General features: G+C 64.3%; 25 protein-coding genes. 17 read left to right on the top strand and 8 right to left on the bottom strand.

Translation table 11 applies throughout. The features are described 5' to 3' along the window. Positions 1–76 precede the first annotated feature (76 nt). From OCK02_RS13835 to OCK02_RS13815, 5 genes are all read right to left on the bottom strand, one after another. The gene (locus tag OCK02_RS13835; RefSeq protein ID WP_263813557.1) at positions 77–3,166 is read right to left on the bottom strand and encodes an efflux RND transporter permease subunit; all 3,090 of its coding nucleotides are present in this window, start codon (positions 3,164–3,166) and stop codon (positions 77–79) included. Next, positions 3,163–4,266, bottom strand: coding sequence for an efflux RND transporter periplasmic adaptor subunit (locus tag OCK02_RS13830; protein ID WP_263813556.1), 1,104 nt, complete (start codon positions 4,264–4,266; stop codon positions 3,163–3,165). Before OCK02_RS13830 ends, OCK02_RS13835 begins: the two co-directional genes overlap by 4 nt. A gap of 67 nt (positions 4,267–4,333) precedes the next feature. Continuing rightward, entirely contained in the window at positions 4,334–5,578 is a 1,245-nt protein-coding gene (locus OCK02_RS13825; protein ID WP_263813555.1) for an arginine deiminase, read from the bottom strand. Between the two features lie 19 nt (positions 5,579–5,597). Beyond that, complete coding sequence (locus OCK02_RS13820) at positions 5,598–7,031, bottom strand: basic amino acid/polyamine antiporter (RefSeq protein ID WP_263813554.1); 1,434 nt, start codon at positions 7,029–7,031, stop codon at positions 5,598–5,600. 239 nt (positions 7,032–7,270) lie between these two features. Continuing rightward, a complete protein-coding gene (locus OCK02_RS13815) occupies positions 7,271–8,698 on the bottom strand; it encodes a basic amino acid/polyamine antiporter (RefSeq protein WP_263813553.1) in 1,428 nt (475 codons plus the stop codon). 227 nt (positions 8,699–8,925) lie between these two features. Between OCK02_RS13815 and OCK02_RS13810 the strand changes: the two genes are divergently transcribed. The 10 genes from OCK02_RS13810 to OCK02_RS13765 all read left to right on the top strand — a co-directional run bounded on the left by OCK02_RS13810 (position 8,926) and on the right by OCK02_RS13765 (position 16,639). Next, on the top strand, positions 8,926–10,065 hold the full coding sequence (locus OCK02_RS13810) for an alpha/beta hydrolase (protein WP_263813552.1): 1,140 nt from the start codon (positions 8,926–8,928) through the stop codon (positions 10,063–10,065). Between the two features lie 158 nt (positions 10,066–10,223). Beyond that, positions 10,224–10,757: a Na+/H+ antiporter subunit E gene (locus OCK02_RS13805; protein ID WP_263813551.1), complete on the top strand. Its 534-nt coding sequence runs from the start codon at positions 10,224–10,226 to the stop codon at positions 10,755–10,757. After that, on the top strand, positions 10,750–11,010 hold the full coding sequence (locus tag OCK02_RS13800; RefSeq protein WP_263813550.1) for a monovalent cation/H+ antiporter complex subunit F: 261 nt from the start codon (positions 10,750–10,752) through the stop codon (positions 11,008–11,010). The genes OCK02_RS13805 and OCK02_RS13800 overlap by 8 nt, the downstream gene beginning before the upstream one ends. Before the next feature lie 2 nt (positions 11,011–11,012). After that, complete coding sequence (locus OCK02_RS13795; protein WP_263813549.1) at positions 11,013–11,261, top strand: hydrogenase subunit MbhD domain-containing protein; 249 nt, start codon at positions 11,013–11,015, stop codon at positions 11,259–11,261. A 3-nt stretch (positions 11,262–11,264) separates the two neighbouring features. Further along, positions 11,265–11,612, top strand: a complete 348-nt coding sequence (mnhG, locus tag OCK02_RS13790) for a monovalent cation/H(+) antiporter subunit G (RefSeq protein WP_263813548.1) — start codon at positions 11,265–11,267, stop codon at positions 11,610–11,612. Then, on the top strand, positions 11,609–12,295 hold the full coding sequence (gene mbhE, locus OCK02_RS13785; protein WP_263813547.1) for a hydrogen gas-evolving membrane-bound hydrogenase subunit E: 687 nt from the start codon (positions 11,609–11,611) through the stop codon (positions 12,293–12,295). Before mnhG ends, mbhE begins: the two co-directional genes overlap by 4 nt. 16 nt (positions 12,296–12,311) lie before the next feature. Beyond that, entirely contained in the window at positions 12,312–12,680 is a 369-nt protein-coding gene (locus OCK02_RS13780; RefSeq protein ID WP_263813546.1) for a sodium:proton antiporter, read from the top strand. Further along, entirely contained in the window at positions 12,674–15,775 is a 3,102-nt protein-coding gene (locus tag OCK02_RS13775) for a proton-conducting transporter membrane subunit (protein ID WP_263813545.1), read from the top strand. Before OCK02_RS13780 ends, OCK02_RS13775 begins: the two co-directional genes overlap by 7 nt. A gap of 108 nt (positions 15,776–15,883) precedes the next feature. Continuing rightward, a complete protein-coding gene (locus OCK02_RS13770; RefSeq protein ID WP_230807610.1) occupies positions 15,884–16,144 on the top strand; it encodes a YMGG-like glycine zipper-containing protein in 261 nt (86 codons plus the stop codon). A 60-nt stretch (positions 16,145–16,204) separates the two neighbouring features. Beyond that, positions 16,205–16,639 (top strand): hypothetical protein, encoded by a 435-nt coding sequence (locus OCK02_RS13765; RefSeq protein WP_263813544.1) that lies wholly within the window; start codon positions 16,205–16,207, stop codon positions 16,637–16,639. Positions 16,640–16,676: 37 nt separating this feature from the next. Here OCK02_RS13765 and OCK02_RS13760 read toward each other — a convergent pair whose 3' ends face one another. Beyond that, the gene (locus tag OCK02_RS13760) at positions 16,677–17,729 is read right to left on the bottom strand and encodes an AI-2E family transporter (RefSeq protein ID WP_263813543.1); all 1,053 of its coding nucleotides are present in this window, start codon (positions 17,727–17,729) and stop codon (positions 16,677–16,679) included. A 282-nt stretch (positions 17,730–18,011) separates the two neighbouring features. Here OCK02_RS13760 and OCK02_RS13755 point away from each other — a divergent pair, with 282 nt between their 5' ends. Then, entirely contained in the window at positions 18,012–18,353 is a 342-nt protein-coding gene (locus OCK02_RS13755) for a hypothetical protein (protein WP_263813542.1), read from the top strand. A gap of 252 nt (positions 18,354–18,605) precedes the next feature. Here the strand turns inward: OCK02_RS13755 and OCK02_RS13750 are convergent, their stop codons facing one another. Then, a complete protein-coding gene (locus tag OCK02_RS13750; protein ID WP_263813541.1) occupies positions 18,606–19,256 on the bottom strand; it encodes a GntR family transcriptional regulator in 651 nt (216 codons plus the stop codon). A 234-nt stretch (positions 19,257–19,490) separates the two neighbouring features. On the opposite strand from OCK02_RS13750, the gene OCK02_RS13745 reads away from it, so the two are divergent. From OCK02_RS13745 to OCK02_RS13720, 6 genes are all read left to right on the top strand, one after another. Next, positions 19,491–20,459, top strand: a complete 969-nt coding sequence (locus OCK02_RS13745; RefSeq protein ID WP_263813540.1) for a tripartite tricarboxylate transporter substrate-binding protein — start codon at positions 19,491–19,493, stop codon at positions 20,457–20,459. Between the two features lie 87 nt (positions 20,460–20,546). Continuing rightward, positions 20,547–21,623 (top strand): tartrate dehydrogenase, encoded by a 1,077-nt coding sequence (locus tag OCK02_RS13740; protein ID WP_263813539.1) that lies wholly within the window; start codon positions 20,547–20,549, stop codon positions 21,621–21,623. A gap of 44 nt (positions 21,624–21,667) precedes the next feature. Further along, positions 21,668–22,135, top strand: coding sequence for a tripartite tricarboxylate transporter TctB family protein (locus tag OCK02_RS13735; RefSeq protein WP_263813538.1), 468 nt, complete (start codon positions 21,668–21,670; stop codon positions 22,133–22,135). Positions 22,136–22,148: 13 nt separating this feature from the next. Further along, entirely contained in the window at positions 22,149–23,654 is a 1,506-nt protein-coding gene (locus OCK02_RS13730; RefSeq protein ID WP_263813625.1) for a tripartite tricarboxylate transporter permease, read from the top strand. Between the two features lie 21 nt (positions 23,655–23,675). Beyond that, positions 23,676–24,041, top strand: coding sequence for a hypothetical protein (locus OCK02_RS13725; RefSeq protein WP_263813537.1), 366 nt, complete (start codon positions 23,676–23,678; stop codon positions 24,039–24,041). After that, complete coding sequence (locus tag OCK02_RS13720) at positions 24,038–25,315, top strand: glycerate kinase (RefSeq protein ID WP_263813536.1); 1,278 nt, start codon at positions 24,038–24,040, stop codon at positions 25,313–25,315. The genes OCK02_RS13725 and OCK02_RS13720 overlap by 4 nt, the downstream gene beginning before the upstream one ends. Positions 25,316–25,587: 272 nt before the next feature. Here the strand turns inward: OCK02_RS13720 and OCK02_RS13715 are convergent, their stop codons facing one another. Continuing rightward, on the bottom strand, positions 25,588–26,223 hold the full coding sequence (locus OCK02_RS13715) for a hydrolase (protein ID WP_263813535.1): 636 nt from the start codon (positions 26,221–26,223) through the stop codon (positions 25,588–25,590). Between the last annotated feature and the right edge of the window lie 179 nt (positions 26,224–26,402).

The raw sequence follows: 26,402 nt of genomic DNA, 5'->3' as shown, positions 1-26,402 counted from the left end.
GCTTCCGGATTGCGATCCGTGCCGGCGACGAAATCGCCGGCATCTCCCCGAAACCGTTCCATTTTCAGCATGACGATCATGCGGGAGCCGGCGCCGGCTCCTTCCTGTCGGCAGGCACGGGTGTTGCCGTCGCTTCCGGCGGCACGCGGAACCAGACCACGTAGAGGGCCGGAAGGAAGATCAGCGTCAGCACCGCCGCCACGATCAACCCGCCGATCACCGTGAAGGCGAGCGGCTTCCAGAAGGGATCGCGCACGATCGGCAGCATGCCGAGAATGGTCGAGCCGGCGGTCAGGAAGATCGGGCGAACGCGGTTGGCCGTCGCATCGATGACGCTCTGCCAGGTCTTGCCCTTTTCCTCTATCCGCTTGTCGATCTGGTCGACCAGCACCACGGAGTTGCGGATGATCATGCCGATGAGCGCGATCATGCCGAGGACGGCGATGAAGCCGACCGGCGTGTTGGTGAGCAGCATGATCGCCACCACGCCGATGAGCCCGAGCGGCACGACGCTGAACACCAGGAGCAGGCGATTGATGCTCTGCAACTGGAACATCAGGATGATGATCATGACGATCGCCATGACCGGCAGCATCTCGGTGACCGAGGCCATGCCGGTCTCGGCACCTTCGACCGATCCGCCAATCTCGATGCTGAAGCTTGGGTTGTCCCGGCGCAACTGCTCGATCCGGGGCTCTGCCTCCTCGACGACGGATTCCGCCAGCACGCCTTCGGTCATGTCGGCCTGGACGGTGATGGTGGCGATGCGGTCGCGCCGCCAGATCAGCGGCTGGGTGGTCCGGTATTCGATCGTGGCGATGCTGGCCAGCGGCACGGTGCGGTTCGGGCCGATCGGGATCTGCAGGGATCGCAGGGTCTCGATGTCGGCGCGCTCCTCCGGTGCCGACCGCGCCACGACGTTGACGAGGTAGATCGCGTCCCGCACCTGCGTTATCGGCAGGCCGGACGTGGTTGCGAAGAGCGATTGCGCGATCGCCGACGAGTTCAGGCCGACGAGACGGGCGCGGTCCTGGTCGACCTCGATGACGACCTTGCGGATCGGCTCGTTCCAGTCGAGGCTCGGCGCGATGACGCCGCGGACGTCGCCCAGCACGTCGGCCACTTTCCAGGCCAGGTCGCGCACGCTCGCGACATCGGGACCGCTGACGCGATACTGGACCGGCCAGCCGACCGGGGGGCCCATTTCGAGCGGCGACAGCCGGGCGACGACGTTGGGGAATTTCTCGTCCATTTCCGTTTGCAATCGCGCCTGCAGGGCGTCACGCCCCTCGACGCTGCTGGCAATGATGACCGCCTGCGCCCGGAACGGCGCGGGCGGCTGGATGTCCATCGGCAGGTAGAAGCGGATGGCATCGGAGCCGACATAGAAGCTCCAGTCGACCACGTCTTCATCGCCAGCGAGAATCTCCTCGACCTGTCGCGCGGTCGCCTCGGTGGCATGGATAGAGGCATTCTGCGGCAGCACCAATTGCAGCATCAGTTCCGGACGGTCGGACGGCGGGAAGAATTGCCTGTTCATCAGCCCCGAGGCCAGCAGCGAGACGACGAACAGCCCGACGGTTGCGGCAATGACGACAAGGCGCATTCGCACGCATGTGTGCAGCAGGCGGCGGAAGGTGCCGATCAGCGCGCTCTCCGGCTTCCTGTCGGCCGCCGTTCCCGACTTCAGCACCGCAAGCCCGATGATCGGTATCAGGAGCACGGCGATCAGCCATGAAATGATCAGCGCATAGGCGATGACGAGGAAGAGCGAGCGGGCATATTCGCCGGAAACGCTCTGGGCGAGGCCGACCGGGATGAAGCCGGCAATCGTCACGAGCGTGCCGGCGAGCATCGGAAAGGCGGTGGAGGTGTAGGCGAAGGACGCCGCCTGGACGCGCTCCATCCCTTCCTCGAGCTTGGCCAGCATGATCTCGACGGCGACCATGGCATCGTCGATCATCAGCGTCAGCGCGATGATGAGGGCGCCGAGCGAGACGCGCTGCAGCGCGATCCCCGTCATCTCCATCATCAGGAAGGTCATCGCCATCACGAGCGGGATGGACACGGCGACGACGAGGCCGGCGCGCAGGCCGAGCGCCACGAGGCTGCAGCCGAGCACGATCAGGATCGCCTGCAGCAGTGAAACGGTGAAGCCGCGGATCGCGGTGTCGACGACGGCGGGCTGGCTTGCGACCTGCACCAGATCGATGCCGATCGGCAGGTCGTTCTGGAAGCGCGCCATCACGGTGTCGATGTTGCGGCCGAGCGCCAGGATGTCGCCGCCGCTCGCCATCGATACGGCGATGCCGAGCGCCGGCTTGCCCTTGATGCGGAACATCGGCTGCGGCGGGTCGACGGTGCCGCGCACGACGCTGGCGATGTCGCCCAGCCGGACGAAGCCGGACGCTGTCGGTATGTTCAGGTTGCGGATGTCGTTCTCGTCCTTGAGGTCGCCGGAAACCTCGAGCACGGTGCGGTCGGCGTTGGTCGTCACCGTGCCGGCGGGCAGGACGGCGTTCTGCGCCTGGATCGTGCTGATGATGGTGCCGCCGCTCAAGCCCAGGCTCGCCAGCCGCTGCGTCGAGAATTCGATATAGATCGTCTCGTCCTGGGTGCCGAGCATCTCGACCTTGCCGATCTTCTCGACCTGCAGGAGGCGATTTCGCGCCTCATAGGCCCAGTCGCGCAGTTCCCGGTCACTGAAATCCTCGGAGGTCAATCCGTAGATGATGCCGAAGGTGTCGCCGAACTCGTCGTTGAAGAACGGGCCGGCGACGCCGGGCGGCAATGTGTGGCGGATGTCGCCCACCTTCTTGCGGACCTGGTACCAGACTTCCGCGACCTCGGCCGGCGGCGTCGAGTCTTCAAGCACCACGTAGATGACGGACTGGCCCGCCGTCGTCAGGCTGCGCAGCGAATCGAAGAAGGGTACCTGCTGGAGCGTGCGTTCCAGCCGATCGGTCACCTGGTCGCTCTGCTGCTCGATCGTCGCCCCCGGCCAGGCGGCGCTCACGAGCATGGTCTTGACGGTGAAGTCTGGGTCCTCGCTGCGGCCGAGGTTCCAGAAGGACAGGGCGCCGGCGATGGCGCCGAGAAGCATGAGGAAGACGATCAGGCCCTGGCGCTTGATCGCCCATTCGGACAGGTTGAAGCCACCGCTCATTGAAGGCTTCCTTCGAGCAGGCGGACGGCCATGCCGGGCCGCAATTGCTGCGCGCCGGCGACGATGACGTGGTCGCCGTCGGCGATGCCCTTGGTGACCAGGAAATCCTGCGTCTCGAAGCGAAGAACCGTGACCGGCATGAGCTTCGTCGTGCTGCTGCCGGGGTCGACGATCCAGACTGCCGAGCCACTGCCCTGGTTGAACAGGGCGGTCATCGGCAGCCGCGCGACCGGATCTCCGGTCAGCCGGACGCTGCCGCGTACGGCGCTGCCGAAGCGGAAGTCCTCCGGCGGGTTGTCGAGGGCGACGCGGACGGTGAAGTTGCGGGTGATCGGATCGGCCACCGGCGAGATCTCGCGCACCCGGCCGCCCGTCGTGCTCTGCGGGTTGCTGAGAAGGCGGACCTCGATGCGCATGTCGCGGCTCGCAGACTGGATCGCGCTTTCGGGCACCTGGAAGACGGCGTCCTTCTCCTCCATGCGCGCTACCCGGACCACCATCTGGCCGCCGCCGACGATCTGCCCGATCTCGGCGCCGACGGCGGTGACGACGCCGTCGGCATTGGCCATCACCGTCCGGTTGTCGAGGTTGTTGTTGGCGACGCGCAGGGCCGCGTCCGCCGCATCCACGCTTGCCTGCGCCGTGGTCGCCTGGGCGATCGCCGCGTCGAGCGCCTGCCGCGTCGCCGTCCGCGGATAGAGGGACTGCAGCCGGTCGCGGTTCAGGACGGCGTTGTCCAGGTTTGCCCGGGCGGCGAAGGTATTGGCCTCCGCCTTGCGGACGGCGTCCTGCTGGTCTTCGCTGTCGAGCCGGGCGAGCACGTCGCCGGTCTTGACGAGGTCGCCGACATCGACCGTGCGCTCGCGGACCTCCCCGCCCTGGCGGAAGCTGAAACTGGTTTCGAACCTGGGTTGGACCTCGCCGACCAGCGAGCCGAAGGTGTCGTCCGGGTTGAAGGAGACGGTGACCGTCTTGACCGGCCGCGGCGGCAGTTCCGCCTGCTCGTCCTCGCCCTGGCAGCCGGACACGAGCAACAGGGCGGCGGCCAGCCCCAGACCGCGCAGGATGACTTTTCTCGATGCGGAAAGCGTGCGCGTCATGGCGACCTCATCTGGAGGGAAAAGGTGCTGTGCGCGGTCGCCCGCGCACAGGCTTTAGCATATGTTGTCAGTAGTCGACCGCGTCGCGGATGATCGGGCAGGTCATGCAATGCCCGCCGCCGCGGCCGCGCCCGAGCTCGGCGCCGGTGATGGTGATCACCTCGATGCCTTCCTTGCGCAGCAGCGTGTTGGTGTAGGTGTTGCGGTCATAGGCATAGACGACGCCCGGCGCGGCACAGACGAGGTTCGCGCCGCTGTCCCATTGGGTACGCTCGCGCATGTAGTCGTTGCCGCCGGTTTCCACCACGCGCATCTTCTTCAGGCCGAGCGCATCGCGCACGGTCTCGACAAAGCTGCCCTTGTCCTTGTGAAGCTCGACCCCGCCCTTGCCGTCGGGGCGATAGGAGAAGGCCTCGATGCCGTTGACGATATCGGGATAGAGCAAGACGCAGTCCCGGTCGGCGAAGGTGAAGACGGTGTCGAGGTGCATGGCCGCGCGCAGCTTCGGCATGGCAGCGACGATGACACGCTCGGCCGCGCCCTTCTCGAACAGGGCGGCTGCGACCTGGCTGATCGCCTGGCGCGAGGTGCGCTCGCTCATGCCGATCAGCACGTTGCCCTTGCCGATCGGCATGACGTCGCCGCCCTCGAACGTCGCAAGGCCCCAGTCCTTGGTCGGGTCGCCCCACCAGACGTTGACCTTGCCGGCGAAATCGGGGTGGAACTTGTAGATCGAGCTCGTGAGGATGGTTTCCTCGTGCCGGGCCGGCCAGTAGAGCGCGTTGAGCGTCACGCCGCCATAGATCCAGCAGGTGGTGTCGCGCGTGTAGAGCGTGTTCGGCAGCGGCGGCAGCAGGTATTCGTTGACGCCGGCCGCATCGCGGATCAGGGCCAGTTGCTCGCCGCCCACGGCCTCGGGAAACTCGAAGGTCGACAGCCCGCCGATCAGGGTTTCGGCCAGTTCGCGGTTCGAAAGGCCCTCGAGATAGGACCTCACCTCGTCCAGCAGGCCGAGGCCGATCTGGTTGGGCACCACCTGGTTGTCGAGGATCCATTTCTTGGCCTCGGGGATCGCCACCGTCTCCGCGAGAAGGTTGTGCATCTCCACGACCTCGATGCCGCGGTCGCGCATCTTGGTCATGAAGTCGAAATGGTCGCGCTTGGCGTTGTCGACCCACAGCACGTCGTCGAAGAGAAGGTCGTCGCAATTGGAGGGCGTGAGGCGCTGGTGCGCGCGGCCGGGGGCACAAACCATGACCTTGCGCAACTGGCCGACTTCGGAATGCACGCCGAACGGAGTATCTGTTGTCATGACGTCTCTGCCTTTCTGTTCAAGGTGTGATGAGGCCGGTCAGCAGGCCGTAGGCCCCGATCAGGCCGGCGACCAGCGTGACTGCGAACACGATGAGTTCGGTCGGGGTGAACAGTTGCAAGTTCTGCTCGCGCCGTGCCCAGAAGTAGAGAATGGTGCCGGGCACGAACAGCACGGCGACCAGCAGCACGTATTTCAGCCCGGCGGCAATGAACATGAAGATCGTGTAGACGACGGCGATCCAGGCGAAGACCTGGTCGCGGCCGCGCTTATCCGGCGTGGTCTCATAGCCCACGCCGCTGCGGGCGAGCAGGACGCCATAGCCGGCGACCAGCAGATAGGGCAAGAGCGCGGTGACGCTCGTCATGTCGAGCATGAAGTTGAACGCGTCGCGCGACCAGTAGGTGGAGATGACGAAGAGCGACACGACGATGTTCGTCAGCCACAGGGCATTCGCCGGAACCCGGTTGCCGTTCTGCGCGGCGAAGAGCTTCGGCATGTCCTGGGATTTGGCTGCGGCGAAGAGGACTTCGGCGCAGATCAGCGACCAGGCGAGATAGGCGCCCAGAACCGAGACCAGGACGCCGATGGAGATGAAGACCGCACCCCAATGGCCGACGACCGCCTCGAGAACGGTGGCGAGCGACGGCTGCTGGACCGCTGCGATCTCCGCCTGGGGCAGCGCCGCATAGGGCAGGAGCGTGACCGCGACCATCAGGCCGGTCACGCCGACGAAGCCCAGGATCGTCGCCCTGCCGACATCCGAGCGCTCCTTGGCGAAGCGCGAATAGACGCTCGCGCCCTCGATCCCGAGGAAGACGAACACGGTGATCAGCATGGTGTCGCGCACCTGTGCGATCAGCGATTTCTCCGGCATGCCCGGGCCGCCGAAGAAGTTCTCGGAGAATTGGGCATAGTTGAAGACGAAGATCAGCGCCAGGATGAAGACGATGATCGGGACGATCTTGGCGATGGTGACGATGGTGTTGATGAACGCTGCCTGCTCGACACCGCGGAGGATCATGAAATGGAAGATCCAGATGCCGATCAGCGATACGATGATCGCAATCGTGCTGCTGCCGTCGCCGAAGATCTCGGGGAAGAAGCGGCCGAGCGTCGAGCCGATCAGTACCCAGTAGAAGACGTTGCCGAGGCAACTGCCGAGCCAGTAGCCGAAGGCCGACAGGAAGCCCATGTAGTTGCCGAAGCCGGCCTTGGCATAGGCGAACACGCCCGAATCGAGATCCGGCCGTTTCTCCGCGAGCGCCTGGAAGACGCGCGCCAGCATGTACATGCCGGTGCCCGCGATCGCCCAGGCGATCATGGCGCCGAACGGGCCGGTGGCGGCGCCGAAGCGGCCAGGCAGGTTGAAAATGCCAGCGCCGACCATGGAACCCACGACCATGGCCGTGAGTGCGAAGAGCGAGAGTTTCTGCGTCGATTGCGATGCCATGGTTCCCCCGATAAGTGCCTCAATTTCCCGATGTTTTGGCTCGAAGACTGGTGGCACCTGTTGAAATTAATAGGCGTAATAACAACCACTGTGATCAGCACAGAATCCCAAAACTATGCTGTGCGTTCAGAATTGGCGCCCACGCAGAAGACGCGGGCAGTCTGCTGATCATGGCGATACGCTGGGTACCGCAACTTCGTCTGCTCGTGTTCACGGGACGCTGCGCCGGGTTCCATCCCTCAGGCAACCCCGCCGGTCACGATCATGTAGAGCCCGGCGCAGGCGCCGAGCGCGGCGAGGATGAACAGAGCCAGTTCGGGCGGGGTGAAGGCGCGCTTGCCCTGTTCACGGCGCGCAATGAGGTAGAGGATCGTTCCGGGGCCATAGATGACTGTCGTGAGCAGCAGATGCTGGGCCCCGGCCGCGTAGACGAGCCCGGCGGTATAGATCGTGGCAATCGCCGCCCGGGCCAGATCGGCGCGCCGGGCGGTCGGGTCCCGGCCGTAGGTATCGCCGCTGAAGGCGAGCTTCGCGCCATAGGCGGCGACGAGGAAATAGGGGATCAGGATCATCGAGCTCGTCAACTCGAGCGCCAGGCGGAAGGCGTATTCGGTGAACAGCGTCAGGATCAGGAAGATCTGGACGATGATGTTCGTCAGCCAGAGCGCGTTGGAGGGAACGCCCCGGCTGTTCTCGTGGCTGAGGAAGCGCGGCATCGTCTCGTATTTCGAGGCGGAATAGAGGATCTCGGCTGCGAGCAGCACCCAGGAGATGTAGGCGCCTGCGACCGAAATCAGCAGCCCGACGGCGACGAAGACGGCGCCCCATGGCCCGACCACGGCCTCCAGAACGCCCGCCATCGACGGATTGCGCAAGGCGGCGAGATCCGGCCGCAGGAGAACGCCATAGGACAGGAGCGTGACGAGGACCATCAGGCAAAGGACGCCCAGAAACCCCATCAGCGTCGCAAGGCCGACATCGGAGCGCCGCCGGGCATAGCGCGAATAGACGCTCGCGCCCTCGATACCGACGAAGACGAAGACGGTCACCAGCATGGTCGCCCGGACCTGCCCGGCGACCGTCGCAAGGCTGACCTCCTCGCCACCCCAGAAGCTGGCGGAGAAGACGTCGGATTTGAAGCCGAGAGCGACGAACACGACGAAGAGCAGAATCGGGATGAGCTTGGCGAAGGTGACGATCGTGTTCAGCGCGGCCGCCTCGCGGATGCCTCGCAGGATCAGCGTGTGCATGAACCACAGCAGGGCGGAGGAGATGACGATGGCAGGAACGGTATTGCCGTCGCCGAAGACGGGAAAGAACAGCCCGAGCGTCGACTTGATCAGGATGAAGTACGATACGTTGCCGAGAACGGCCGCCGACCAATACCCGAGTGCGGAGAGGAAACCCGGATAATTGCCGAATCCGGCTTTCGCGTAGGCATAGATGCCGGCGTCGAGATCGGGCTTGCGCCGCGACAGCGTCTGGAAGACCAGCGCCAGCATCAGCATGCCGATGCCGGCGATCGTCCAGGCGATGAGCGCGCCGAAGGGGCCGGTCGCGCGCCCGAACGCCTGCGGCAACGAGAAGATGCCGGCGCCGACCATCGAGCCGACGACCATCGCCGTCAGTGTCCACAACGAGAATTTCTGTGGAGTGTCCTGCGCCATGCAATGCTTTCCCTGGTTGCGACGAGGCGGTCCCGGACCTGCTTCGGGCGATCCTGCAACATCGAATACACGGTGTAATTGGCTGAGGGTCCCGCAGAATTGGCCTGGAGTCCCGCACCCGGCAGATGTAAATGCGCCGGTCGCACCCGAAGGCCCCAACGGCCGCCTTGCCGAGCGTCCGGCGGGATGCTCTAAGGTTCCGGTGTGACCAGAAGCCGGGCCCGACGATGCCAGCATACCGTGCGCTTGCACTTCTCCTGATTGTCTCCGCGCTGGCCGGTTGCGGCGGACCGCGGGCCGTCACCGGCCTGCCGGGCAGCGCAACGGGTGCGGCCGCCTCAGCCGTCGTGCCGATCTATCTGGCGACGTCGCGCGTCCGGTCGGACGATCCCGCCATGCCCTATTCCGCCGGGCGCTCGCAGGAACTGGCCTTTGCGGAGTTCGATATCGGCATCCCCGCCAACCACAGGCCGGGCCGCGTCGAGACGAGCGGCCGCGTTCCCGACCCCGCCCGCCACTTCACCGCGCTGGCCTATGCGCCGATCGCCGACCGCCAGGCGTTCATCGATGCGCTGAACGCGGCCCTGGAAAAGCGCAAGCCCGAGAGCCGCGAAATCTTCATCTTCGTTCACGGCTACAACAACAACATCGCCGAGAGCCTGTTCCGCAACGCGCAGCTCACCCACGACTATGATATAGACTCGGTTTCGGTGCACTACGCCTGGCCGTCGGGCGCTTCCGTTCCCCTCTATGTGTTTGACCGCGACAGCGCCATCGTCGGCCGCGGCGGGCTTGCCGAGACGATCGAGATCGCCGCCCGGACGAAGGCGAGCAGGGTCGTGATCCTCGGCCATTCCATGGGCGCCTACGTCGTGATGGAAGCCCTGAGAACCCTCGCGATGAGCGGCAAGGGGCCCATTCTGAAGCGGCTCGGCGGCGTGGTCCTTGCCGCGCCCGACATCGACATCGACGCCTTCCAGAGCCAGGTCGACGATATCGGCACGCTGCCCCAGCCGTTCACCATCATCGTATCGCGCCGCGATCGCGCGCTCGGGTTCTCCCGCCGGATCGCCGGCGGCCATCCGCGTGTCGGCAGCGGATCCGACATTGCCTTCCTGCAGGCGCGCGGCATCACCGTGGTGGACGTCTCCGACGTCGATGGCGGTAGCCACAGCGTCTTTGCCAGTTCCGAGACGCTGATGAAACTGATCGACAACAGCCGCCTGATGCGCGCCACGCTGGAAGACGAGCAGACGGCGATGTCGCCCACTGCCCTTGCCGCCAGCGCCTCCGCCGTCGAAGGCGCCGCATCGCTGACGGTTTTCCTGCCGGCGCGACTGATCGGCAGGCTCGCCGCGGTCCCCTAGGTCCGGTCGGCGAGGGGGACGAGCGGCGCCATTCCAGGCTCCCGCGACGGGCGTCGAATGGGACGCCATGCCATGTACAACGATAGTGCCGCGTGCATCATGATCGTGTCGTCGCAGTGCCTGGCATGATTGAAACCGCCCCTGGGAGTGGATGGCCCGTGTCACCGGTCGAGGAAGAGAACCCGCGCGCGAATGCCGCTCTGCCGAGAGGGCTTGCGGGACTGTGGCTGCTTCTTCTTGTTCTCTGGATCGTCTTCAACGCGTCGGCCGCCCCCGCCATTCTCCTCGTCGGCCTGCTGGTCGCGAGCGCCATCGCCTGGATCTTCGCGACGCGCAGCGCGGTCTGGAACGACGTGCTGCTGACGCCGCGGGTGCTTTTCCATTTCCTCGTCTACACCGGCGTCTTCGTCGTCGAAATGGTGAAGGCGAACCTCAACATGCTGCGCTACGTCTATGCGCCGCGCATCGACATCCACCCCGGCATCGTGAAGATCAACCTGCGGCTCCGTTCGCCAATCGGCCGGCTGGCGCTGGCCAATTCGATCGCGCTGACGCCCGGCTCGCTGGTGATGGACATCGACGGGGACACCCTGTTCATCCATTGGCTGGACGTCAGGACGACGGATCCGGCGGAGGCGACCGAGATGATCGCCGGGGCATTCGACAAGCATCTGGGGAAGGTCTTTGGCTGACACGATCCTCATGCTTGCCGGCGCCCTGATCTTCCTCAGCATCCTGTTTTCCGTGCTGCGACTGATCCTCGGCCGCACGGTCGTGGACCGCGTGGTCGCGATCGACACGCTGACGGTGATCTCGCTGTCGCTGGTGGCGCTCTATGCTCACCTCTCCGGGCGCTTCGTCTACCTCGACGTGGCGCTGGTCTACGGGCTCCTGAGCTTCCTCGCAGTGCTCGCCGTCGCGCGCTTCCTGGAAAGGGGGCGGTAGGCATGCTGCAGGAACTGTTTGTCATCCTGATCTGCGCCAGCATCATCGTCAGCGGGGTGCTGGCCGTGACGCTGCGCGGGCTGACGGCTGCGATGGTCAGTTCGGGCCTTGCCAGCCTGTTTGCGGCCGTATCCTACGTTCTGCTCGCGGCCCCCGACGTCGCCATGGCGGAAGCGGCCATCGGCGCGGGGCTTTCGACGCTGGTCTTCCTTCATGCGATCCGCAGGACGAGCGCGGGAAAGGAGGACTAGAGGGTGGCGGAAACGATCGGCAGCATCATCATTCTCGCCGGCGCCTTCTTTCTCTTCTCCGCCGGCGTCGGCCTCCTGCGCATGCCCGACACCTATACGCGCATCCAGGCCGGAACCAAGGCGTCCACCCTCGGCAACATCCTGGTGCTGGCGGGGCTCGGCTTCTACCATCCCGACTGGGCCCTGAAGCTGCTGGTCGTCGCCTATTTCGTGCTCTTGACGAATCCGCTGTCGTCGCATGCCCTGTCCCGGGCCGCCCATGCCATCCGCATTCCCATGGCCCCGTCGACGGTCGTGGATGCGCTGGCCGAACGCAACGCCGCGCGCACCGAAAAGAACGGATCGCCATGACGAAGGTGTGGGCTGCCGTTATTGTCTTTCTCTTCGGCACAGTCTTTGCCGGACTTGCCCTCGGCTACAGCGAACGCACCGCGCCGTCCGACCTTGCCCTGCGCTATCTGGAGCAGGTGCCTGCCGACCTCGGTGCCGCCAATGTCGTCACCGGCATCCTCATCACCTATCGCGGTTTCGACACGCTCGGCGAAGTCGCCGTGCTGTTCATGGTTGCCGCCAGCGTCGGGATGCTGCTTTCCGGCAGCGCTTCGCCTGCGGCCGGTAGCGTCCGTCCGGCCCGGCCGCCGAGCGAACTGGTGGTGAACGGTGCTGAGGTCGTCCTTCCGATCGCCTTCCTGTTCGGCGCCTATGTCATCGTCAATGGCCACCTTTCGGCAGGCGGCGGCTTCCAGGGCGGCGCCGTCGTTGCCTCGGGCGTCGTCCTCCTTGTCCTGGCCCGGCCGGCGGTGGTGCTGCATCACGGCTTCCTGAGCGTGACGGAGTCGCTCGCCGGCGTCCTCTATGTGGCGCTCGGCATTCTCGGCCTGTTCCTCGCCGGCGGCTTCCTCGACAGCCATATTCTGCCGCGCGGTACGTTCGGCGCCTTCGTCAGCGCGGGCGCGATCCCGCTGATCTCCGCTCTGCTCGGCATCAAGGTCGCCGCGGAACTCAGCGTCATCATCGACCGCTTCCGAAACTGAACTGCCGGAGGAGACGATGGGACTGCCGATCTCACATCTGCTTCTGGTAACGGGCCTCGTCCTCGTCCTGATCGGGATGTGGGGCGTGCTGGTGCACAGGAACATCCTGCGCATCATCATCGGATTCTCGCTGTTCGGCACCGGCATGCATATCGTGATCGTCGCGACGGGCTATGTCACCGGCGGAACGGCGCCGATCATCGACCAGGCGCTGCCGATCGGCGAGGCGGCCGCGCGCGCCGTGGATCCGGTTCCGTCCGCCCTCGTGGTGACGGCGATCGTCATCGGCTTCTCGGTCACGGCGATCATGCTCTCCTTTGCGATCCGGCTCTATGAAGCGCGCAAGACACTCTCCATAGACGCATTCACGGACTCGAAATGGTAGAGAGCTTCCTCCAGCCGCTGAACATCTTCCTGCTCGGGCTGGGCGGAGGCTTCCTGATCCCGCTGCTCTACCGGCTGTCGAAGCGCCTGCCGGCCGTGGCGTTCTGGACAGCGCTTGCCGGCATCGCCATCATCTCCGGCGCCTGCCTGTGGCGCCTGCTCGGCGGCGCGGACGCCTTCGAAATCGAGACCGCCGGGACCGCGCCGCCCCTGGCGATCAGTCTTCGCCTGGGCCCGGCGGAGGGGTTCTTCGCCTTCTGGGTCAATCTTGCGGCCCTGCTCGGCGCCTGGCATCTCTGGCACCGTCTGCGCGACAGCTACACCTTCCTGCTGCTCTACCTGATCCTCGTCATGGGCATCAACGGCATGATCATGACGCGGGACCTTTTCAACCTGTTCGTCTTTCTGGAGATCGTGTCCATTGCGACCTACGGCCTGTTCGGGCTCGGGCAGACGCGGGCGGCCATGGCGGGCGCCTTCAAATACATCATGGCGACCGTGCTCGCCTCGTCGTTCTTCCTGCTCGGGGCGGCAATGCTCTATCATGTGACGGGAACGCTCAGCATCGACGAGATGATCGCGCGGCGCGACCTGATCGCCGGCCCGATCGGCACAACCGCACTCGTCCTTGTGCTCGCCTGTCTCGTCATCGAACTCAAGCCGTTCCCGGCGAACGGCTGGGGGCTGGACGTCTATGAAACGGCGCCGGCGGGCGTGGCGGCGCTTGTTTCCGTCGGCGTTTCGGCGGGCGTTTTCTTCGCGCTCTTCAAGCTGATGCCGCTTTTCGCGTCGCAGCTGACGCTGATCGCCGTCTCGGCTGCCGTCACCTTCCTGTTCTCCAACCTGGTCGGCCTGCGGCAATCGAATGTCCAGCGCATGCTCGGCTGCTCCTCGATTGCGCAGATGGCCTTGCTGGTGCTGGCGCTTTCGTTGCTGATGCGGCACGGCGAGGACGATGCGCTGCCGCTCGTCGTCGGCGGGCTCTTCTTCAATCATCTCTTCGCCAAGGCGGGGCTCTTCTGGCTGGCGGGCGCGGTGCGGCGCCGGAGGATCCGCGACTGGAACATATTGTCCGCGGGCGCGCCTTTCATCTTTGTCTTCTGCGGCCTGCTGGTCGCAATCGCAGGCCTGCCGCCCTTTCCCGGTTTCTGGGCGAAATGGGAACTGGTGCTGCGGCTTGCCGAACACGGCGGATATGCGTGGATTGCCGTCGTCCTCCTGGGATCCCTTCTGGAGGCGGCCTACCTGTTCCACTGGTTCGCCCGCGCAGTGAAGCCGGGACGCGGGGAGCCGGCGGGCAGGGCGCCGCGGTGGGGTCTTTTTCCCGCCGCAGCTTGCGTCGCGCTGCTGGCAGTCGGCGGCATGGTCGCCGCCTGGGCGGCCGGCGCCGCTTCCGTCTGGCTCCATGCGCCGCTCGTCGCCGGCGCCGCCCTTCTCGTGATCGAGGGCCTGCCGGGCAGGGCCAGGTGCCTGTCGATGCTGCTCGTCGTCTTCGCCGCGGGAACCTGGATGGCGCAGGGCATCGGCGGCATCAACGGGCTTTTCGCCGCGCTTCTCCTTTCGGGCGGGCTCGTCATCGCCGCAGCGGGTCTCTATCGCGGTGATGCGCGGCCCGGCTACCATCCGCTGATGGCGGTCCTGCTTCTGTCGATCGTCGCCCTTCTGCGGGCGTCCACCAGCCTGGAATTCTTCTTCGCCTGGGAACTGGTAACGCTCGCATCGGCCTTCATGCTGGCGCTCTCCCCTGCCGCCCGCGGCGTCATGCTCCAGTTCCTACTGTTCTCTCTGGCATCCGCCTTCCTGATTCTCGCGGGGTTTGCGATCGCCCGGGCCGTCACCGGCACCACCGATCTTGCCGCCTTCCTCGCCGCCGGCCCGGCGGCCGCGCCGGCATTCGTGCTGATCGCGCTCGGATGTATGGTCAAGATCGGCGTCATCGGCGCCCATGTCTGGCTGCCCGCTTCCTACGCGAAGGCGGACGACGATTTCTCCGCCATGCTGTCCGCCGTCGTCGGAAAGGTGGCGGTGTTCGGCCTGTTCATGGCGGCCTATCTGGCGACGCGCTCGGATGCGGGCCTCGAGCTTGCACGCTTTGTCGGCTGGATCGGTATGCTGACGACCGTCATTGCAGCCCTTCTCGCGCTCCAGCAGGCCGACATGAAACGGATGCTCGCCTATTCGAGCCTCAGCCAGACCGGCTACATCGTTACCGCGGTGGCGCTGATGAGCCATCTCGGCTGGGTGACGGCGCTCTATCTCGTCGCCAACCATCTGATGGTCAAGGGCATCCTGTTCCTGGCGGCGGCGGCGATCATCGAGCGAACGGGCCTGAGGCGGCTGGATGCGTGCGGCGGGCTTGTGGGGCGGATGCCGCTGACCTTTGCGGTCGCGATCGTTGCGCTCGTCTCCATGTCCGGCCTGCCGCCGCTCGCCGGCTTCGGCGGCAAGTGGCTGCTCCTCAGCGCGATGGTGGACAGGGGCTGGTACGGCCCCCTGGCGCTTGGCGTGCTCGCGACCCTCGTCGGCCTGCTCTACATGCTCCGCTTCGGCCACGCCCTGTTCCTCGGCCGGCTGAAGCCGGAGCATGCGGAACTGCGCGAGGCGCCGGCAGCACTTCTCGTGCCGCAGTTCGTGCTGGTGGCGGGTATCCTGCTGCTGTCGTTCTTCCCCAGGCTGCTGATGGATCCCGTTTCCGCCGCCATCGATCCGCAGTTCGCCTCGACGCTTGTCTGGCAGGGCATGTCGCTGGAACTGATCTATGCCTACTGGAATCCGGCGAGAGCGATGGCGGGTGCCGTTGGTCTGGCCCTGCTCGGCGCCGGTGTCCTGTGGGTCATCTACAGGATCGGCCGCTGGCCGTCGCGGGCGGGCGGTTCGACGCGGTTCTTCCGCTACTACCGGCCGCTGCTCGCGCCGATGCTGGCATCCCATGCCGAGCGCTTCTGGGAAGCCGTTTCGGGCGCCGTCAGCGGGGCCGCCGGGGCGGCGCGGCGGGTCTATACCGGCAACGGCCAGACCTATGCGCTCCAGGTGCTCGCCTACGTGCTCGTCCTCTATTTCTTCGTCGCGGTTTTTCCGATGATAAGAGGAGGATAGCGTGTCGCGACGACGTCCCCGGCGATTTTACACAGGCGCCATTGAAGGATAACGTTGCGGAGTTTGGACCGATGATGAAGCATTTCAACGAGCAGGAAAGGAAGGAAAATGCCTAAGTTTTACCTTTTACTCGTTCTGGCGGGGATTGCGGCCAGCGGCTGCACACCGACGGAGAGAGGTGCCGGGATCGGTGCTGCGACCGGTGCGGTCATCGGCGGTGCGGTCACCGGCGACGTCCGCGGTGCTGCCGTCGGCGCGGCCATCGGTGGCGTCTCGGGCGCGGTCATCGGTAACGTCGCCGGCAGGCCCGGCCAGTGCTACTACCGCGATCGGTACGGCCGGCGCTATATCGCCGCCTGCCCGCGCTAGCGGGTCATCCAGGGGGCAACTCTCTCCGGCGGGCGTCGTCTTGCGCCCGCCGGAGACGACATGAGCGGCGGAGAACCGGAACAGCCTGCGTGCTGTAACTGTCCCGCATTCATGTCTCCGACTGACAATCCATCCGTAGCGATCCAGCGTCAGCAATCCAACGTCACGCCGTCTTTTCAGGAGGCCGTATTGAACCGGTTTGTCTTTGCTTCCCTCTTCGTCGCCCTTCTCGCCACGCCGCCGGTGCTGGCGCCGGCTCCCGCCGAAGCGGTCACGATCAACATCCACGTCGGCAGCAATGTCAGCGGTGGGCGGTCCATCAGTTGCCGCGAGGGCCAGAGGCGGCTGCGCAACCGGGGCTTCCGGGACGTTCGGATCATCGATTGCCATGGCCGCTTCTTCGTCTATCGGGCCTGGCGCGGCGCGCGCCGCTACGAGATTGCGGTGAACCGCCATAACGGCCGGGTCGTCGACGTGCGTCGGCTCAGGCGATAGCCCGGCATTCCCGTCCACCGACCCCCCGGTCCTTTCGCTACCGGTCGGTCGGCGACGGGGCATCGGTCGGCGGCTGCTCGCCCGACAGGAGGACGGCGATCCACCGGGTCGTCTCGATCCGGCGGCCGAACTCGACCAGGCAAATGAGGATGGGCACGCCGATGAACGCGCCGGGCAAACCCCACATGAAGGCCCAGAAGAAGACGGCGAAGATCACCGCGAAGGGCGAGATCGCCAGCGAGGCCCCGGTCAGGCGCGGCTCGAAATAGCTGCCGATCACGAACTGGATCAGGTTGAGGCCCGCGAACACCACGACGGCAGACTGCCAGGAATCGAACTGGGCGATGGCGAAGAGCGTCGGGAACACGGTCGCGATGAAGGGGCCGAGAAAGGGGATGTAGTTCAGGGCGAAGGCGATCGCGCCCCAGGCGGCGGCCAGTTCCAGTCCGACGAAACTGGCGAAAATCCAGACGACAAGGCCGGTCAGCACGCTGGCGAAGGTGCGCACGGCCATGAAGCGCCGCAGCTTCGCGGCGATCCTGAGGTTCGATTCCAGGACCAGGGCGCCGAGCGGCTGGATGCTCGGCAGCATCAGCCGCCGCTTGAAGTCCTCCACTTCCATCAGCCCCAGCAGCACCGAGATGAAAATCACGATCGTGAAGCCGGCGAAGCTGTTCATCCGCCCCGCGACGCCCTGGAGCATTCCCACCAGCCAGCCGACGTTGAACTGTTCGGACAACGGTCCGGCGATGGCGACGCCGTGCTCTTCCAGCCATTGCGTCCAGTCGAGGTAGATGGCCTGGAACCGGCCCGCGTTGACGAACAGCCAGTGCCCGAGCACGCTCAACCCCCAGGCGATCGAAGAGCCGACCGCGACGACGGCGACGATCGTGACCGTGAGCGTGATCAGCAGTGCCAGCATCCGTGGCATCACGCGCTGCAGGGCGGCCTGCAGCGGCCAGATCAGCGCGATGACGAGGATGGAGAAGGTCAGCGGAACGAACACCGACTGCGCCACATAGAGCAGCGCCAGCGTGAGCACGCCGGCCGTCACCAGCGCGGTGATGCGCCCTTCTTCCAGTTTGAGCATTCGCCGTCCCCTCTTCCGCCGCCGCCGTCGGCGATGTCAAAGGCGAGATTACGCAACGTTCGAGGGAAACTGCAATGTGCCCGCGAAATCTTTTCGCTCCCTTCGCGCAATGGCGCAGTGGTGGGCCGTGACCGGCTCAGTGAGACAACGTGACAACGCCTCTCAGTGGCAGATCGTGAGCTCACAGGAAAAAGCAAGAGGGGACATGCCGCTTCTCATCACATCGCCAGAACACGCAATCGCGGTTGCCTGCCTGATCCAGTCCCCATATGAGATGGAGCCATGACAAAAAGCTGCCCTGTCCTCACACCGGCCGAAAGGCAGATCGTCGATATCATCAAGCGGACCCAGGATTCGCTGGCGGTTTCAGTGTCCCGGGCCTTGGAGGAGGCTACCAGACAGGCTGCCGAAGAAATGCGAGCGCTCGGGCAGGAAGACGCGGCGCCGGCGATGCAATATTTTGCAAGCGTTGTCCATCAGAGAATGTATTGCCTGATGTGCGGTGCGGACCCGGACACTTTCGAAGGAGGTGATCCGGATATCGCCTACCACGTCATCCGCAACAGCCAGAACATCGCCAGGCACTATTGGTCAGCGGATATCGAGCCCTACCCACCGAAGTAAACGAAACGGTGCCGCGGATAGGGCCGCGCATGGTCGAGGTGCCAGGTTCGCCGGCTAAGAAGTTGCTGGCTGGAAGTCGGGCGGTCATGACTTGGCGGTCCGAAAATCTCTTCGTGGCGCCTCGCTCGAAACGGCCCGCTATTGCCGTCCATCTCCATCGCCGCAGGGCGATCGCGCATTGGAAAGTCGTGAATTTCAGTGTTGCTGGCGCGCCTCCGAGCGGGACGGATGCCAGTTCATGCCGTGCTGGCGTCACAGATTGCGAAGATCGTACCGTGCGATGAGCGGAACCAGCGCGTCATGTGCGTGCTGGCGATGACGCCTTGCTGCGCGGCTCGCTGCTTCTGCGTCGCCGTTTTCGATGGCGTCGATCACGGCGTAGTGTTCGTCAGATGAATTCACTGGCAGCGGCCGCAGCCGCAGCGTGAACATCCGTGCCCTGTGAAGCTGGTCGGCAACGGTTCCGGTCATACGCATCAGCCTGCGGTTTCCGCACCGGGTCACGAGCGTCTCATGGAAATTTTCGTCCGCAGCAGCCCAATCGGTGAGGTCGTCCTCTACAAGAGCCTTGACCATCCTGTTGGTAGCGTCCTTCAGGATCTGCACGACGGGCTTGCGCTCCTCCTCGGGAAGGTTCGCAAGTCGCGCGGCGGCAGCGCCCTCGAGCGCGATGATCACCTCATAAATCTCCTCGATGTCCACTGGAGACAAGGCGCATATGATGATGCCCTTCTTGGGCAGGATCCTGACGAGCCCGTCCTCCTGGAGGCGTGCCATGGCTTCGTGAACAGGGGTGCGGCTCATGCCGAGCTGCCGGGCGATCTCGATCTCGGCGGCCTGGTAGCCTGGAGGGAACACATTGGATCGGATGGCTTGCTTGATGGCGTTGTAGGCCGCCGTCACTCTCCCCGCCGTTCCTTCATCCGAGGACGTCGTATCGACTGCAGAGCGCAAAGGCGCAGGAGCTAGCATCTCACCCATTTTCACCTTCGCAGGTTCATCTCGTTGCAGGCAGCCCACTTATACGCGCCGCAGCGAGGGTTGACAAATGCCCAAGCAAGGATAAATTCCGCCTTGCATGCAAGATCGCATGGAACAGATGTGGAGGCATCTGCTCGAACCGGGAGGAATTTGCACATGCTTCGAATTATGTTCGCGACCACAGCTTTGTCCCTTTCAATTTCATCGACGGGCGTGTTCGCCCAGGAGAATTTTCCCGACAAACCCATCACCATCATGGTGCCGGCAGCGGCCGGCGGGCCCAGCGACACCGTGGCGCGGCTCGTCGCCGAATCCATGGGCAAGACGCTCGGTCAGCAGGTGTTGGTCGAGAACATGGGCGGGGCGGGAGGGTCGCTTGGCGCGAGTACCGTTGCCCAGGCGGATCCGGACGGATATCGCTTGCTGCTGTACCATATCGGCGTCGCGACGTTCGCCGCGCTCTACCCGAACCTTCCCTACAAGCCTATCGAGGACTTTTCGAGCGTCGGTCTCATCACTGAGGTGCCGATGACAATCGTTGGGCGCAATGAGCTCGGACCCAAAAGCTTTGTCGATCTTGTCGCCTACATCAAGGAGCAGGGCGAGGCAGTGACCTTCGGGACCGCAGGGACCGGTGCCGTTTCCGACCTGTGCGGGCGGCTCCTTCAGGACGGCCTCGGCAGCAAGTTCACGCTGGTGCCCTACAAAGGTATGGGGCCGGCCATGACCGATGTGATTGGTGGCCGCATCGACCTGGCGTGCGACCAGACCACGAACACCACCACGCAGATCAAGGCCGGCCAGATCCATCCCTACGCCGTCACGACATCTGCCCGGATCGAGGTGCTGCCCGATCTGCCCACGGTCGCGGAAAGCGGCATTCAGGGCTTCGAGTTGAGTGCCTGGCATGCGATCTGGGCGCCCAAGGACACACCCGAACCGATCCGGAACAAGCTGGCCGAGGCCTTGCAGGCGGCACTGAAAGACCCGGTCGTCGTCGAACGGTTCGCCAGCCTCGGCACGGCTCCCGTTCCGCCGGAACTCGCCACGCCCGCCGCACTGGACCAGAAGTTCAAGTCCGAAGTCGAGCGCCTGACCAAGCTCATCGGAACGTCATCGAACTGAGGTTGTCGACGTCCTTCGAGCGTCCAGTTCTCAAGGTGGCTGCAGCCGGCCACCTTGCCTTCCCCCCACCAGGAAATCGAGATAGACATGCGCCAGTACAAGATAGCCGCCATACCCGCCGATGGGATCGGCCCCGAAGTCATTGCAGCAGGCCTGCAGGTGCTGGAAGCTCTCGAGCAAAGGAGCGGCGACTTCCGAATTCAGACCGAAACGTTCGACTGGGGTTCGGACTACTACAAGAAGCACGGCGTCATGATGCCGCCGGACGGGCTGGAGCAACTCAAGGCGTTCGACGCGATCTACTTCGGGGCGGTCGGCGCGCCGGACGTGCCGGATCACATCACCCTGTGGGGGCTCCGACTGCCTATATGCCAGGGATTCGACCAGTACGCCAACGTCCGCCCCACGAAGATCCTGCCGGGGATTACGCCTCCGCTGCGCAACTGCCGCCCCGGTGACCTCGACTGGGTGATCGTGCGCGAGAATTCGGAAGGAGAATACTCCGGGCATGGCGGTCGTGCCCACAAGGGGCTGCCCGAAGAAGTCGGCACCGAAGTCGCGATCTTTACCCGCGTCGGCGTCACCCGCATCATGCGCTACGCCTTCAAGCTGGCGCAGGCCCGCCCGCGCAAGCTGCTCACCGTCGTCACCAAGTCCAACGCCCAGCGTCACGGCATGGTGATGTGGGACGAGATCGCCGCCGAAGTCTCCAAGGAATTCCCGGACGTCACCTGGGACAAGATGCTGGTCGACGCCATGACCGTGCGGATGACGCTGAAGCCGCAAAGCCTGGACACGATCGTTGCCACCAACCTTCATGCCGATATTCTGTCCGATCTTGCCGGCGCGCTTGCCGGAAGCCTTGGCGTGGCCCCAACCGGCAACATTGACCCGGAGCGGCGGTATCCGTCGATGTTCGAACCCATTCACGGGTCGGCGTTCGACATCACGGGCAAGGGCATCGCCAATCCTGTCGCGACGTTCTGGACTGCAGCCCAGATGCTCGAGCACCTGGGAGAAGGGGAAGCGGCGGCTCGTCTGATGAGCGCCATCGAGCGCGTGACTGAAGCGGGAATCCTGACACCCGACGTCGGCGGCACCGCAAATACGCAACAGGTGACCGACGCAGTCTGCGCGGCAATCGCAGGCTCGAACATTCTGTAGCCGCCGCGAGGCTACGAAGGAGACAGTCACCCGGGAGGAACACGGTGAACATATCCGAAAAGCAAAGCCGGCACGACGTGTTCGCTGGCGGCATCTTCATCGCGATCGCTGCGTTCTTTGCACTGCAAGGACTGCGCTACGATTTCGGCAACCTCTTTCAGATGGGACCGGGTTTCTTTCCCGTTGTCCTGGCATGCATTCTTTTTGCGCTCGGCGTGACGGTCGTCGTATCGGGCCTGCGCAATCCGCCGGTAGCGACCGATGGTCCCCTCGCTTTGCGAAGCATCGTGCTGATCTGTCTGTCGCTGGCAATTTTTGCGGGTGGTGCGCGCTCGCTCGGATTGGTCCCGGTTGTCTTGATCTGCACTTTCCTGGCGGCCATGGCCTCGCGTAGGAACTCGCTCGGATCTGCAGCCATCATGTCCGTGGTCCTGGCCGTGCTGTGCTATCTGATTTTCAAGGTCGGGCTGGCGGTGGCATTGCCGACGTTCGGCCCGCTGGTCGGGTTCTGAGGTGACGTACATGATGGACCTCATCTCGAACCTTGGCCTCGGGTTTGAAACGGCCCTGACGCCCATAAACATCCTTTGGTGCTTCGTGGGGGTGCTCCTGGGCACCTTGGTAGGCGTCTTGCCCGGCATAGGTCCGACGGCGACCATTGCGATGTTGCTGCCGATCACCTTCACCTTTTCTCCGGTCACATCCCTGATCATGCTTTCTGGCATCTACTATGGGGCGCAGTATGGAGGCTCGACGACTGCCATCCTGATCAATCTGCCCGGGGAAAGCTCTTCCGCCGTGACCGCCATCGACGGCTATCAAATGGCGCGCAAGGGCCGTGCCGGACAGGCGCTGGCGACGGCGGCGCTGGGCTCGTTCTTTGCAGGTTGCGTGGCGACCATGCTTCTCGCCATTGCCGCGCCTCCACTCGCATCGGTCGCCTTGGAATTCGGTGCGCCCGAATATTTTGCACTCATCGTTCTGGGTCTTCTTGTCTCGATATCGCTTGCCCACGGCTCCGTGGTGAAGGCTCTTGGGATGATCATCGTCGGGCTTCTGCTTGGTACTGTCGGCCAGGACATCTACACGGGCGAGGAGCGCTTCACATTCGGACGCCTGGAGCTTTCCCAAGGGATCAATTTCGTCTCGATCGCCGTTGGCGTCTTTGGCGTGGCCGAGATATTTCGGAACCTGCAGCACGAGCAGACGCGTGAAGTCGGCGTGACGCGGGTGACCAATCTCTGGCTGCGGAAGGACGACATCCGCCGGATTGCCGGACCCGTGCTGCGAGGCACCGCCCTGGGGTCTATCCTCGGCGTCCTGCCGGGTGGCGGCCACGTTCTGTCGTCATTCGCAAGCTACTCCCTGGAAAAGAACCTGTCGAAGACACCGCAGGAGTTCGGCCACGGTGCGATAGAAGGCGTCGCGGGGCCCGAGAGCGCAAACAACGCGGCGGCTCAGACATCGTTTATTCCATTGCTGACGCTCGGCATTCCCGCGCATCCGGTGATGGCATTGATCGTCGGAGCGTTCATCCTGCAGGGGATCACGCCGGGACCCGAGGTCATCTCCAGCCAGCCGGCGCTGTTCTGGGGCATCATCGCCTCGATGTGGATCGGCAACCTGCTGCTCGTCATCCTTAACCTGCCGCTGATCGGCCTCTGGGTGAAGATGCTGACGATCCCATATCGGATGCTGTTCCCGGCGATCGTGATCTTTGCCTCGATCGGCTGCTACTCGATCAACAACAATCCGTTCGACGTCTACGCGATCATCGTGGCGGGCCTGGTGGGCTATGCCCTCATCCGCTTCGGCTGCGAGCCTGCACCGCTCCTGCTGGGCTTCGTCCTTGGCCCCTTGCTTGAGGAGCATCTGCGCCGCGCCATGATCATTTCGCGCGGCGACCCGGCGGTCTTTGTCACCAGTCCCATCGGCGCCTCCCTGCTCGGCGTCGGCCTGCTGTGCATCATCCTCGCTCTGCTGCCCTCCATCCGCTCGAAACGGGACGAGGTCTTCGTGGAAGACGATTGATCTCATTGGAGGAAGATGGACATGCGATGCGACAGCCACGTTCATGTCGTTGCTCCCGCGACGGAGCACCAGCAGATCAGGGGGCGAACGTTCCTGGTCGCCCCGGCGCCATTGGAGGCGCTCGAGCGCCTGGCGGCCCCATATGGTGTGGATCACTTCGTCATCACCCAGCCGAGCTTCTACGGTACCACGTCGGATGATGTCGTGAAGCGGCTTGAAGACGCGCTGGCCGTGGTCTTGAAGGATCCTGCGGTGGCAGGGCGACTTGGGGCGCTCGGAGCCAGTATTCCACCTGTCGACAAACAGGCAGGCTCGCATATGCAGGAGTTGGTGGTCAGGGAGATTGGAACGTGGACGGATATTCTCATGGGCCATGCGGCCCAATGATGACTACGAACTGGGATGACGCGACCGTCCGTGCGGTGCTGAGGGAGATTTTCGATGCGGCGGTGGAGAGCGCCGATCCCCGATCCGCTGTTCTGAGGAACCTGCCGGAGCGACCGCGCGGCCGGTGTGTGGTGATCGGCGCCGGAAAGGCCTCGGCGGCCATGGCCGCTGCACTCGATGCGGCCTGGCCCGACGTCGACGTCTCGGGGGTGGTCGTGACACGCTACGGCCATGCGGTGCCGGCCGGTCGCATCGAGATCATCGAGGCGGCGCATCCGGTCCCCAATTCCATGAGCATGGAAGCCGCCAGAAGGATTATGCATGCAGTGGACGGCCTTCAACCGCAGGATCTGGTCGTGGCCCTGATTTCCGGGGGCGGGTCGTCGCTCCTTGCTGCCCCGGCGGGCAACATGTCGCTCGAGGACAAGCAGGCGATGGCACGCATGCTGCTTGCCTGCGGAGCGACAATCTCGGAGATGAACACCGTCCGCAAGCATCTGTCGCGGATCAAGGGCGGACGCCTTGCTGAAATGGCGCGCCCGGCCCGGGTCGTGACGTTGGCTATCTCCGATGTTCCTGGCGACGAAATCGCGGAGATCGCTTCCGGCCCGACGGTCGCAGATCGGACGACCGTCGATGATGCCAGGGAGATCATAACTCGCTACGGCCTCAAACTGCCAGACACGGCCCTGGACGTGCTGGCCGCAGGACTGGAGACGCCCAAACCGGGAACGCCCGAGGGGGAGGCCCGTATCATCGCAGCCCCCTCCATGGCGCTGGCAGCCGCGGCGAGGGTCGCACGACGGCATGGGCTGTCACCGCTCGTTCTGGGTGATGCCCTTGAAGGCGAAGCAAAGGAGATGGGCCGCTCCCATGCCGGATTGGCGCTTTCCAGGCGACATCAGATGGTGCATTCGCAGCAGCCAACCGTGCTGTTGTCGGGCGGTGAGGCAACAGTCTCCCTTGGTGACCGGTCTCCAGGGCGTGGCGGCCGAAACACCGAATTCCTGCTCGGACTTGCGCTGGAACTAAAGGGCGCCCAGGGAATATGGGCACTCGCGGGCGATACCGATGGGATCGATGGCTCCGAAAGCGCTGCCGGGGCCATCGTCACCCCCACGACCTTGGCGCGCATGCGAGAGGCCGGGATCGATCCAATGGACGCGTTGGAAAATCACGACAGTTATTCTGCGTTTCAGGGTGTCAACGATCTTGTCGTTACCGGACCGACGCTGACGAACGTAAACGACATCCGTGCAATTTTCACATATTGACACAACGGTCTTACCTTACGTCACCATTTGCTTTGAAGATGGAGCATCGCCTTGGAGCCGCACAGCGCATGCCAGCAGGCGCGCATCAAAGCGCCAGCGGTTCAAGCGATATTTCTGGGCGCGGGAGCCGGCCGTCTCTGTTGTGAGTTCGCGGAGGCGTCGCATGTCCTCGGGGCCGAGCCGCGAGGCGACGATTTGCATTCCTTCACGCGTCAGGGGCTTGAAACTGCGGCGACGGCATGCGCCATCGCCGCGAGGTTCATGCTTCCGCCTTACGCGGCGTGGTTGGCTTTTTCCGGATTGAAGCCGTCGGCATTGTCAAACACACCCATAAAGCCTGGAACGGTTGCTTCGCGCGACCAGTCGCGCTGAAGTTCGCAATACATTTGAACGCGGCTGATCAGCTTGGCGCCCGCCTGTTCAACGCGTCGCAGCGCGGCCTCGTGCGCGGCAAGCGAAGTGCCGCCGACGGCATCCACCGGAACATAGACCTCGTAGCCTTCCTGAAGCGCATCCAGTGCGGGGAAGGCCAGGCACGCTTCTGTCCAAAGCGCCGTCATGATGAGCTTGCGGCGACCGATCGTCTTGACGGCTTGCCTGAACTCGGTGTCTTCCCAACTGTTGATCGAGGTTCTGTCGTAGATCGGCAGGTGACCGATTACCTCCCGGAGTTCCTGGATCGGTGGCTTGTTGCGCCCCGTTGCGACATTGACGGTCGAATGAATGATCGGCAGGTCGTAATTTACTGCTGCCTTAACTGTGCTCACGATGTTGAAGACCAGCTCCTCGCGCGGCATGGAACGGATCGATGAGACCTGGATTGGTTGATAGTCGATGATAATGAATGCGGAATTCTCCGGCGTGAGAAGATTATCAGTTTTCGGATTACGGATTGCGTCGCTCGTCATAATCGCTTTTCCTTGTTCATGTATCCGCGCTGAAAAAGAGCCGAGGCCTCTTATCAAGGTTAAGGGCAAGCGCGCCCTCCACAGGCAACGGAGTTGGCGCGAGGTCGGTCCAGCCGTCGGTCAGTGTGGAGCCTCCCTCGCGAGCACGCACGGTAGCGCCGCATGAATGGCTTCTGTAG

This window comes from Rhizobium sp. TRM96647, assembly GCF_025780115.1.
GTDB lineage: Bacteria > Pseudomonadota > Alphaproteobacteria > Rhizobiales > Rhizobiaceae > Mycoplana.
This window is presented reverse-complemented; position numbering and strand designations above follow the sequence as displayed.

What these genes read in the sequence shown, in the direction of transcription:
- OCK02_RS13835 (WP_263813557.1), bottom strand. Translation starts at nt 3,166, where the DNA reads ATGAGCGGTGGCTTCAACCTGTCCGAATGGGCGATCAAGCGCCAGGGC.
- OCK02_RS13830 (WP_263813556.1), bottom strand. Translation starts at nt 4,266, where the DNA reads ATGACGCGCACGCTTTCCGCATCGAGAAAAGTCATCCTGCGCGGTCTG.
- OCK02_RS13825 (WP_263813555.1), bottom strand. Translation starts at nt 5,578, where the DNA reads ATGACAACAGATACTCCGTTCGGCGTGCATTCCGAAGTCGGCCAGTTG.
- OCK02_RS13820 (WP_263813554.1), bottom strand. Translation starts at nt 7,031, where the DNA reads ATGGCATCGCAATCGACGCAGAAACTCTCGCTCTTCGCACTCACGGCC.
- OCK02_RS13815 (WP_263813553.1), bottom strand. Translation starts at nt 8,698, where the DNA reads ATGGCGCAGGACACTCCACAGAAATTCTCGTTGTGGACACTGACGGCG.
- OCK02_RS13810 (WP_263813552.1), top strand. Translation starts at nt 8,926, where the DNA reads ATGCCAGCATACCGTGCGCTTGCACTTCTCCTGATTGTCTCCGCGCTG.
- OCK02_RS13795 (WP_263813549.1), top strand. Translation starts at nt 11,013, where the DNA reads ATGCTGCAGGAACTGTTTGTCATCCTGATCTGCGCCAGCATCATCGTC.
- mbhE (WP_263813547.1), top strand. Translation starts at nt 11,609, where the DNA reads ATGACGAAGGTGTGGGCTGCCGTTATTGTCTTTCTCTTCGGCACAGTC.
- OCK02_RS13780 (WP_263813546.1), top strand. Translation starts at nt 12,312, where the DNA reads ATGGGACTGCCGATCTCACATCTGCTTCTGGTAACGGGCCTCGTCCTC.
- OCK02_RS13775 (WP_263813545.1), top strand. Translation starts at nt 12,674, where the DNA reads ATGGTAGAGAGCTTCCTCCAGCCGCTGAACATCTTCCTGCTCGGGCTG.
- OCK02_RS13770 (WP_230807610.1), top strand. Translation starts at nt 15,884, where the DNA reads ATGCCTAAGTTTTACCTTTTACTCGTTCTGGCGGGGATTGCGGCCAGC.
- OCK02_RS13765 (WP_263813544.1), top strand. Translation starts at nt 16,205, where the DNA reads ATGAGCGGCGGAGAACCGGAACAGCCTGCGTGCTGTAACTGTCCCGCA.
- OCK02_RS13760 (WP_263813543.1), bottom strand. Translation starts at nt 17,729, where the DNA reads ATGCTCAAACTGGAAGAAGGGCGCATCACCGCGCTGGTGACGGCCGGC.
- OCK02_RS13755 (WP_263813542.1), top strand. Translation starts at nt 18,012, where the DNA reads ATGACAAAAAGCTGCCCTGTCCTCACACCGGCCGAAAGGCAGATCGTC.
- OCK02_RS13745 (WP_263813540.1), top strand. Translation starts at nt 19,491, where the DNA reads ATGCTTCGAATTATGTTCGCGACCACAGCTTTGTCCCTTTCAATTTCA.
- OCK02_RS13740 (WP_263813539.1), top strand. Translation starts at nt 20,547, where the DNA reads ATGCGCCAGTACAAGATAGCCGCCATACCCGCCGATGGGATCGGCCCC.
- OCK02_RS13730 (WP_263813625.1), top strand. Translation starts at nt 22,149, where the DNA reads ATGGACCTCATCTCGAACCTTGGCCTCGGGTTTGAAACGGCCCTGACG.
- OCK02_RS13725 (WP_263813537.1), top strand. Translation starts at nt 23,676, where the DNA reads ATGCGATGCGACAGCCACGTTCATGTCGTTGCTCCCGCGACGGAGCAC.
- OCK02_RS13720 (WP_263813536.1), top strand. Translation starts at nt 24,038, where the DNA reads ATGATGACTACGAACTGGGATGACGCGACCGTCCGTGCGGTGCTGAGG.
- OCK02_RS13715 (WP_263813535.1), bottom strand. Translation starts at nt 26,223, where the DNA reads ATGACGAGCGACGCAATCCGTAATCCGAAAACTGATAATCTTCTCACG.